This window comes from Escherichia sp. MR (genome assembly GCF_005280595.1).
In the GTDB taxonomy this organism is placed as follows: Bacteria; Pseudomonadota; Gammaproteobacteria; order Enterobacterales; family Enterobacteriaceae; genus Escherichia; species Escherichia ruysiae.
On record NZ_SZVK01000085.1, the window covers coordinates 1 to 8,893 of the forward strand.

Genomic DNA, 8,893 nt, shown 5'->3' on the forward strand with positions numbered 1-8,893 from the left:
ATCGGTGGAGCTGCATGACAAAGTCATCGGGCATTATCTGAACATAAAACACTATCAATAAGTTGGAGTCATTACCGTTTTTTCCCTGACTTAACCGCGTTTCAACGTGTCTACCCTGACGGCAATTTTATTGACTGGAAGATTTATCAATCGGTAGCCGCTGAATTATATGCGCACGATCTTGAACGCCTTTGTTGATATTTTAACGGGAATCAACAGTCATCATTACAAAAATAATGAACGGATATTGACGCAATATCGCCACATTTTTTAAAGCACAGTTGCTAAGTGGATCTTATGAAAAATCCCTATCTCCCTACCGCGCTGGGGTTGTATTTCAATTACCTGGTGCATGGTATGGGCGTCATTTTGATGACCCTGAGTATGGCCTCGCTGGAGACGCTTTGGCATACCAATGCGGCAGGTGTCTCGATTGTTATCTCATCATTAGGCATTGGTCGATTAAGCGTCCTGTTTCTTTCTGGCTTATTATCCGATAGATTCGGTCGCCGACCGTTTATCATTCTCGGTATGTGCTGCTATATCGCCTTCTTTTTTGGCATCCTGCACACCAATAACATCATTATCGCTTATGTTTTTGGCTTTCTGGCCGGAATGGCAAACAGTTTTCTCGATGCAGGTACTTATCCCAGCCTGATGGAAGCCTTTCCTCATTCACCGGGTACAGCCAATATTTTAATTAAAGCGTTTGTTTCCTGCGGACAATTTTTATTGCCGTTAATCATTAGTTTATTGGTATGGGCCGAACTGTGGTTTGGTTGGTCTTTTATGATTGCCGCAGGCATTATGATTATTAACGGTCTGTTTTTATACCGCAGTACCTTTCCACCGCATCCGGGTCGTCGCTTACCGGCAGTAAATAAAACAACCACTTCTGCGGGGCATCGCTGCTCAATAATCGATTTAGCCAGTTATACCTTATATGGCTATATATCAATGGCAACGTTTTATCTGGTCAGCCAGTGGCTGGCACAATACGGGCAATTTGTCGCTGGCATGTCATACACAATGTCGATCAAATTACTCAGCATCTACACCGTGGGATCGCTGCTTTGCGTATTTATTAGTGCACCGCTCATTCGTAAAGCGATTCACCCGACAACATTGTTGATGCTGTACACGTTTATCTCATTTATTGCCCTGCTCACCGTTTGCCTGTATCCCATATTTTATGTGGTAATAACATTCGCTTTCGTTATTGGTTTTACCTCCGCTGGAGGCGTTGTACAAATTGGCCTGACGTTAATGGCTGAACGTTTTCCCTACGCTAAAGGTAAAGCAACCGGGATTTATTACAGTGCGGGAAGTATTGCAACCTTTACCATTCCGTTGATTACGGCTCATCTATCACAAAGAAGTATTGCCGATATTATGTGGTTCGATACTGGCATCGCTGCCGTCGGTTTTTTACTGGCGCTGTTTATTGGCTTACGCAGCCACAAGGAAACACAACATCCATCGCTAAAGGGAAATGTCGCCACGGGCGGGTAATGCAATATTATTTTCAGGACATGCAAGTTCTTACGGATAAATTAACTTTCTGCGCTAATTAAGGGAAATCACGATCTAAAACAAACTATTACATGCAATATTCCTGGAAACATAAACTTTATGCCATGTATCTGGGGGAAATCATCTTCAGTATAGTGATTATGAAAACCGTCGAAGAACAATACGTACGGTAACAAAATTATCTTTCAGCAAGGAGCTGTGAAAATGTCTCAAAATAAGGCTTTCAGCACGCCATTTATCCTGGCGGTTCTTTGTATATACTTCAGCTATTTCCTGCACGGCATTAGTGTTATTACACTTGCACAGAACATGTCATCTCTGGCAGAAAAATTTTCAACGGACAACGCGGGTATTGCTTATTTAATTTCCGGTATTGGCCTGGGTCGCCTGATCAGTATTTTATTCTTCGGTGTAATCTCCGACAAATTTGGTCGGCGCGCAGTCATATTAATGGCAGTAATAATGTATCTACTGTTCTTCTTTGGTATTCCCGCTTGCCCGAATTTAACGCTCGCTTACTGTCTGGCAGTGTGCGTAGGTATCGCTAACTCGGCGCTGGATACCGGTGGTTACCCGGCGTTGATGGAATGCTTTCCGAAAGCCTCCGGGTCGGCGGTAATACTGGTTAAAGCAATGGTGTCATTCGGGCAAATGTTCTATCCAATGCTGGTGAGTTATATGCTGCTGAATAACATCTGGTACGGCTATGGGCTGATTATTCCTGGCATCCTGTTTGTACTGATCACGCTGATGCTGTTGAAAAGCAAATTCCCCAGCCAGTTGGTGGACGCCAGCGTTGCCAATGAATTGCCGATAATGAACAGTAAACCGTTAGTCTGGCTGGAAGGTGTTTCGTCGGTACTGTTCGGTGTTGCCGCATTCTCGACCTTTTATGTGATTGTGGTGTGGATGCCCAAATATGCAATGGCATTTGCCGGTATGTCGGAAGCCGAAGCATTAAAAACCATCTCTTATTACAGTATGGGTTCGCTGGTCTGTGTCTTTATATTTGCCGCGTTACTGAAAAAAATAGTACGCCCCATCTGGGCTAACGTATTTAACTCTGCACTGGCAACGGTAACTGCCGCCATTATCTATCTCTACCCTTCTCCGCTAGTGTGTAATGCCGGAGCCTTTGTTATCGGTTTCTCAGCGGCTGGCGGAATTTTACAACTCGGCGTTTCGGTCATGTCAGAGTTTTTCCCCAAAAGCAAGGCCAAAGTCACCAGTATTTATATGATGATGGGCGGTCTGGCTAACTTTGTTATTCCACTGATTACCGGTTATCTGTCAAATATCGGCCTGCAATATATCATCGTTCTCGATTTTACTTTCGCGCTGCTGGCCTTGATTACCGCAATTATTGTTTTTATCCGCTATTACCGCGTATTCATTATTCCCAAAAATGATATCCGGTTAGGCGAACGTTATTTTAAACACAATTAAGCACAGAGGTTAAAGGAGTGAATTATGGATGTTACCGCAAAATACGAATTGATTGGGTTGATGGCCTATCCTATCCGCCACAGTTTATCGCCTGAAATGCAGAATAAAGCCTTAGAAAAAGCAGGATTACCATTTACCTATATGGCCTTTGAAGTGGATAACGATAGCTTTGCCGGAGCAATTGAAGGATTAAAAGCCCTCAAAATGCGCGGCACCGGTGTGTCGATGCCGAACAAACAACTGGCGTGTGAATATGTTGATGAATTAACGCCTGCGGCGAAACTGGTGGGCGCCATCAATACCATCGTTAATGATAACGGCTACCTGCGTGGTTATAACACCGACGGCACAGGCCATATTCGCGCCATAAAAGAGAGCGGTTTTGATATCAAAGGAAAAACGATGGTGCTGTTAGGTGCCGGTGGCGCCTCAACGGCGATTGGCGCGCAGGGTGCGATTGAAGGGTTAAAAGAAATTAAACTCTTTAACCGTCGGGATGAGTTTTTCGATAAAGCCCTCGCCTTCGCGCAACGGGTCAACGAAAACACCGATTGCGTCGTCACAGTGACGGATCTCGCCGATCAGCAGGCCTTTGCCGAGGCGCTGGCTTCTGCCGACATTTTAACCAACGGCACTAAAGTGGGTATGAAACCCCTTGAAAATGAATCATTGGTTAATGATATCAGTCTGTTACATCCAGGACTTCTGGTCACCGAATGCGTATATAACCCGCATATGACGAAGTTATTGCAGCAGGCGCAACAAGCAGGTTGCAAAACGATTGATGGATACGGCATGTTGTTGTGGCAAGGGGCTGAACAGTTCACGTTATGGACTGGCAAAAATTTCCCTCTGGAATACGTTAAACAGGTCATGGGGTTCGGCGCCTGACAGGCTGACCGCGTGCAGAAAGGGTAAGAAATGAAAACCGTAACTGTAAAAGATCTCGTCATTGGCACGGGTGCACCAAAAATCATCGTCTCGCTGATGGCGAAAGATATCGCCAGCGTGAAATCTGAAGCTCTTGTCTATCGTGAAGCGGACTTTGATATTCTGGAATGGCGCGTGGATCACTTTGCCGACCTCACCTGTGTGGAGTCGGTCATGGCGGCGGCAAAAATTCTCCGTGAGACCATGCCAGAAAAACCGCTGCTGTTTACCTTCCGCAGTGCCAAAGAAGGCGGCGAGCAGGCGATTTCCACCGAAGCTTATATTGCTCTCAATCGTGCAGCCATCGACGGCGGTCTGGTGGATATGATCGATCTGGAGTTATTTACCGGCGATGATCAGGTTAAAGAAACCGTCGCCTACGCCCACGCGCATGATGTGAAAGTTGTCATGTCCAACCATGACTTCCATAAAACGCCGGAAGCCGAAGAAATCATTGCCCGTCTGCGCAAAATGCAGTCCTTCGACGCCGATATTCCTAAGATTGCGCTGATGCCGCAAAGTACCAGCGATGTGCTGACGTTGCTTGCCGCGACCCTGGAGATGCAGGAGCAGTATGCCGATCGTCCAATCATTACCATGTCGATGGCAAAAACTGGCGTAATTTCCCGTCTGGCTGGTGAAGTTTTCGGTTCGGCGGCAACCTTTGGCGCAGTAAAAAAAGCCTCTGCCCCTGGACAAATATCGGTGAATGATTTGCGCACAGTATTAACTATTTTGCATCAGGCATAATCAATAACGTTCCGGCGGGAACACCCTCACCCGCCGAAATAAAAATAAGTGTTTTAAGAGTATTTAATAATAATATTCCGTGAGTATCTGCGCGCTATTTTTCTGGCTGGCGCAGGGAAACTCACACCTGAATCAGGAAAAAATAATGAAACCTGTAAAACCACCTCGTATTAATGGACGAGTGCCGGTCCTGTCGGCACAGGAAGCGGTGAATTATATTCCCGACGAAGCAACACTTTGTGTGTTAGGCGCTGGCGGCGGTATTCTGGAAGCCACCACGTTAATTACAGCTCTTGCTGATAAATATAAACAGACTCAAACGCCACGTAATTTATCGATTATTAGTCCGACAGGGCTTGGCGATCGCGCCGACCGTGGTATTAGTCCGCTGGCGCAAGAAGGTCTGGTGAAATGGGCATTATGCGGTCACTGGAGACAATCGCCGCGTATTTCTGATCTCGCAGAACAAAATAAAATTGTTGCCTATAACTATCCACAAGGTGTACTCACCCAAACATTGCGCGCCGCCGCTGCCCACCAGCCGGGAATTATTAGCGATATTGGTATCGGTACATTTGTTGACCCTCGCCAACAAGGCGGAAAACTGAATGAAGTGACCAAAGAAGAGCTGATTAAACTGGTCGAGTTTGATAATAAAGAATATCTCTATTACAAAGCGATTGCGCCGGATATCGCTTTTATTCGCGCTACCACCTGCGACAGCGAAGGCTACGCCACTTTTGAAGATGAGGTGATGTATCTCGACGCATTGGTTATTGCCCAGGCGGTGCACAATAACGGCGGTATTGTGATGATGCAGGTGCAGAAAATGGTTAAGAAAGCCACGCTGCATCCTAAATCTGTCCGTATTCCGGGTTATCTGGTGGATATTGTGGTGGTCGATCCGGATCAAACCCAACTGTATGGCGGTGCGCCGGTTAACCGCTTTATTTCTGGTGACTTCACCCTTGATGACAGCACCAAACTTAGTCTGCCCCTAAACCAACGTAAATTAGTTGCGCGGCGTGCATTATTCGAAATGCGCAAAGGCGCGGTGGGAAATGTCGGTGTCGGTATTGCCGACGGCATTGGCCTGGTCGCCCGTGAAGAAGGATGTGCTGATGACTTTATTCTGACGGTGGAAACGGGTCCGATTGGCGGTATTACCTCACAAGGTATCGCCTTTGGCGCAAATGTTAATACCCGCGCCATTCTGGATATGACGTCCCAGTTCGATTTTTATCACGGCGGTGGTCTGGATGTTTGTTATTTGAGTTTTGCCGAAGTCGACCAGCACGGCAACGTCGGTGTGCATAAATTCAATGGCAAAATCATGGGCACCGGCGGATTTATTGATATCAGCGCCACCTCGAAGAAAATTATTTTCTGTGGCACCTTAACCGCAGGAAGTTTAAAAACAGAAATTGCCAACGGCAAATTAAATATTATCCAGGAAGGACGGGTGAAGAAATTTATCCGTGAACTACCGGAAATCACGTTCAGCGGAAAAATCGCTCTCGAACGGGGACTGGATGTTCGTTATATCACCGAACGTGCCGTCTTCACGCTGAAAGAAGACGGACTGCATTTAATCGAAATCGCTCCTGGCGTCGATTTACAAAAAGATATTCTCGACAAAATGGATTTCACCCCTGTGATTTCGCCAGAACTCAAACTGATGGACGAAAGATTATTTATCGATGCGGCGATGGGTTTTGTCCTGCCTGAAGCGGCTCATTAACAGGAGTATAATGATGGATTTTTCTTTAACTGAAGAACAAGAACTGCTGCTGGCCAGTATTCGCGAACTGATTACGACTAACTTTCCGGAAGAGTATTTCCGCACCTGCGATCAAAACGGTACATATCCGCGTGAGTTTATGCGGGCGCTGGCGGATAACGGTATTTCCATGCTTGGCGTGCCGGAAGAATTTGGTGGTATCCCTGCGGATTACGTCACCCAAATGCTGGCGCTGATGGAAGTGTCAAAATGCGGTGCTCCGGCGTTTTTGATTACCAACGGTCAGTGTATTCACAGTATGCGCCGATTCGGTTCTGCGGAGCAGCTACGCAAAACGGCAGAAAGCACACTGGAAACGGGTGATCCCGCCTATGCCCTGGCGTTGACGGAGCCAGGCGCAGGCTCAGACAACAACAGTGCCACTACCACTTACACGCGTAAAAATGGCAAGGTTTATATCAACGGACAGAAAACCTTTATTACCGGTGCGAAAGAGTACCCGTATATGCTGGTGCTGGCGCGCGATCCAGAACCGAAAGATCCGAAAAAGGCCTTCACCCTGTGGTGGGTCGACTCCAGTAAGCCCGGCATTAAGATTAACCCGCTGCATAAAATCGGCTGGCATATGCTCAGCACCTGCGAAGTCTATCTCGACAACGTGGAAGTTGAAGAGAGCGACATGGTGGGCGAAGAAGGAATGGGATTCCTCAATGTGATGTACAACTTTGAGATGGAACGCCTGATCAACGCCGCGCGCAGCACCGGCTTTGCCGAGTGTGCCTTTGAAGATGCCGCCCGCTATGCCAACCAGCGTATCGCTTTTGGTAAGCCGATTGGGCATAACCAGATGATCCAGGAAAAACTGGCACTGATGGCGATTAAGATCGACAACATGCGCAATATGGTGCTGAAAGTGGCATGGCAAGCTGACCAGCATCAGTCATTGCGCACCAGCGCGGCGCTGGCAAAATTGTACTGCGCACGCACCGCGATGGAAGTCATTGATGATGCGATTCAAATCATGGGTGGTCTGGGCTATACCGATGAGGCGCGCGTCTCCCGCTTCTGGCGCGATGTTCGCTGTGAACGTATCGGCGGCGGTACAGACGAAATTATGATTTACGTTGCAGGTCGGCAGATTCTGAAAGATTACCAGAATAAATAATCTCCAGGCGGCGCAGCTTCTTACAAAACTGCGCCGCCTGATTTATCCGGCAAGACTTACGGGTTGAGGAAATTCAGATAAGATTTCTTGTTCCGCAAAACAGTTTTTAAATTGCCTGCGGTAATCGCTGGGTGAACAGCCGACATGACGCAAAAACAGTTTGGCAAAGTGATCGACATTTTCATAACCCACACGCCAGGAGATCTCTGCCTGTGATAATTCAGTATTGGTGAGTGACCATTTCGCTTCCGTCATACGCCGTTGAATAACATAGTTAATAGGGGAAATGCGATACTCTTTGGTAAATTCATGGCAAATATAACTGACGCTGGCACGAAATTTTTTCGATAACTGTTCTAAAGTGATTTTTTCGCGATAATTATTATTCAGATAGAAAAGAATATCTTTAATCAGCACATCTTTTTTAATATACCCTTGCTCCGAACGATACGCATTTTTAAAATTTTCGTAGTAGAGAATTGCTAATGTATAGGCAAAAGCGTCCCATAATGAAGATGTCTGATTATTTTTACTTTGCGGCAAAATAACGCTTAGCTCATTAAATAAGGTTTTAATGACCTCTTTTCCCTGCCCTGCGGCAATTACCGGACATGAATGTGGTTGCAGAAGCTGGTTTTCCTCTGCCCCCTGAAACTGAAAGCCATACAGTGCACAGGTACAGGTCGTAGCAGGATCGTTGACATCAGAAGCCACCGCATGAAGTCTGCCGCGTTCTATCACCACAATGTCATCGGCATGGGCTACATACAACGAGGAGTCAATGGTAAACCTTGCCACGCCTTTCTTGACATAAATCAGCTCAGTTTCATTGTCATGAACGTGATGTCCAGACTCCCATTTTGGATTATCGCTAAATGCAAAACGTGAAAGCCGTGGCGTTTTTCCAGCGACAAACAGCGTTTCGCTGACATTATCAAAACAGCGTTGATACATGACAACCTCCCTATTCCATGAGCAAGCAAAAGCAATATATGCCGGATAAAATACGGCGTGTATTACGGTTATACAACCGCGTTTAGCGAGAGCTAAACAAGATTATTTACACCGAATGCAAGATTGTACGGTCACGGCATAACAATATTGCCGCTCACTGCACTTTTGTTTTAGCGATCGCATTTTTTTTGCAAGATTGTTGGCAAGGAAAACAGCTTGCTCCGTCGAAAACGCCTTCCTGCTATCGCACACTATTTTCAGGCCATTTTTACCTTCCATCGGAGATGGTTCCGTATGCGGGTAATGACTCTAACTTATTGATAGTGTTTTATGTTCAGATAATGCCCGATGACTTTGTCATGCAGCTCCACCGA

8 protein-coding genes and 2 pseudogenes are annotated in these 8,893 nt (G+C 46.4%); 8 read left to right on the top strand and 2 right to left on the bottom strand.

Features of this window, described 5'->3' with window-relative positions:
* The 8 genes and pseudogenes from FC814_RS23730 to FC814_RS21465 all read left to right on the top strand — a co-directional run.
* The coding region (locus tag FC814_RS23730; RefSeq protein WP_071528444.1) for an IS1 family transposase at window positions 1-61 on the top strand (61 nt) is incomplete at its 5' end.
* A 14-nt stretch (window positions 62-75) separates the two neighbouring features.
* Window positions 76-198: pseudogene (locus FC814_RS21435) on the top strand (DUF1870 family protein); the annotation flags it as partial.
* Window positions 199-297: 99 nt separating this feature from the next.
* On the top strand, window positions 298-1,512 hold the full coding sequence (locus FC814_RS21440; protein WP_137326443.1) for an MFS transporter: 1,215 nt from the start codon (window positions 298-300) through the stop codon (window positions 1,510-1,512).
* A 225-nt stretch (window positions 1,513-1,737) separates the two neighbouring features.
* Window positions 1,738-2,992: pseudogene (locus FC814_RS21445) on the top strand (MFS transporter).
* Between the two features lie 11 nt (window positions 2,993-3,003).
* Complete coding sequence (gene ydiB / locus FC814_RS21450; protein ID WP_000383455.1) at window positions 3,004-3,870, top strand: quinate/shikimate dehydrogenase; 867 nt, start codon at window positions 3,004-3,006, stop codon at window positions 3,868-3,870.
* 30 nt (window positions 3,871-3,900) lie between these two features.
* Window positions 3,901-4,659: a type I 3-dehydroquinate dehydratase gene (gene aroD / locus FC814_RS21455; protein WP_000860206.1), complete on the top strand. Its 759-nt coding sequence runs from the start codon at window positions 3,901-3,903 to the stop codon at window positions 4,657-4,659.
* Window positions 4,660-4,804: 145 nt separating this feature from the next.
* Window positions 4,805-6,400: an acyl CoA:acetate/3-ketoacid CoA transferase gene (locus FC814_RS21460; RefSeq protein WP_137326444.1), complete on the top strand. Its 1,596-nt coding sequence runs from the start codon at window positions 4,805-4,807 to the stop codon at window positions 6,398-6,400.
* 13 nt (window positions 6,401-6,413) lie between these two features.
* Window positions 6,414-7,565, top strand: a complete 1,152-nt coding sequence (locus FC814_RS21465; protein ID WP_000347836.1) for an acyl-CoA dehydrogenase — start codon at window positions 6,414-6,416, stop codon at window positions 7,563-7,565.
* Between the two features lie 42 nt (window positions 7,566-7,607).
* On the opposite strand, the gene FC814_RS21470 is transcribed toward FC814_RS21465, so the two are convergent.
* Window positions 7,608-8,519, bottom strand: a complete 912-nt coding sequence (locus FC814_RS21470) for an AraC family transcriptional regulator (protein ID WP_137326445.1) — start codon at window positions 8,517-8,519, stop codon at window positions 7,608-7,610.
* Between the two features lie 314 nt (window positions 8,520-8,833).
* A partial coding sequence (locus tag FC814_RS23735; RefSeq protein WP_071528444.1) for an IS1 family transposase occupies window positions 8,834-8,893 on the bottom strand: 60 nt, incomplete at its 5' end.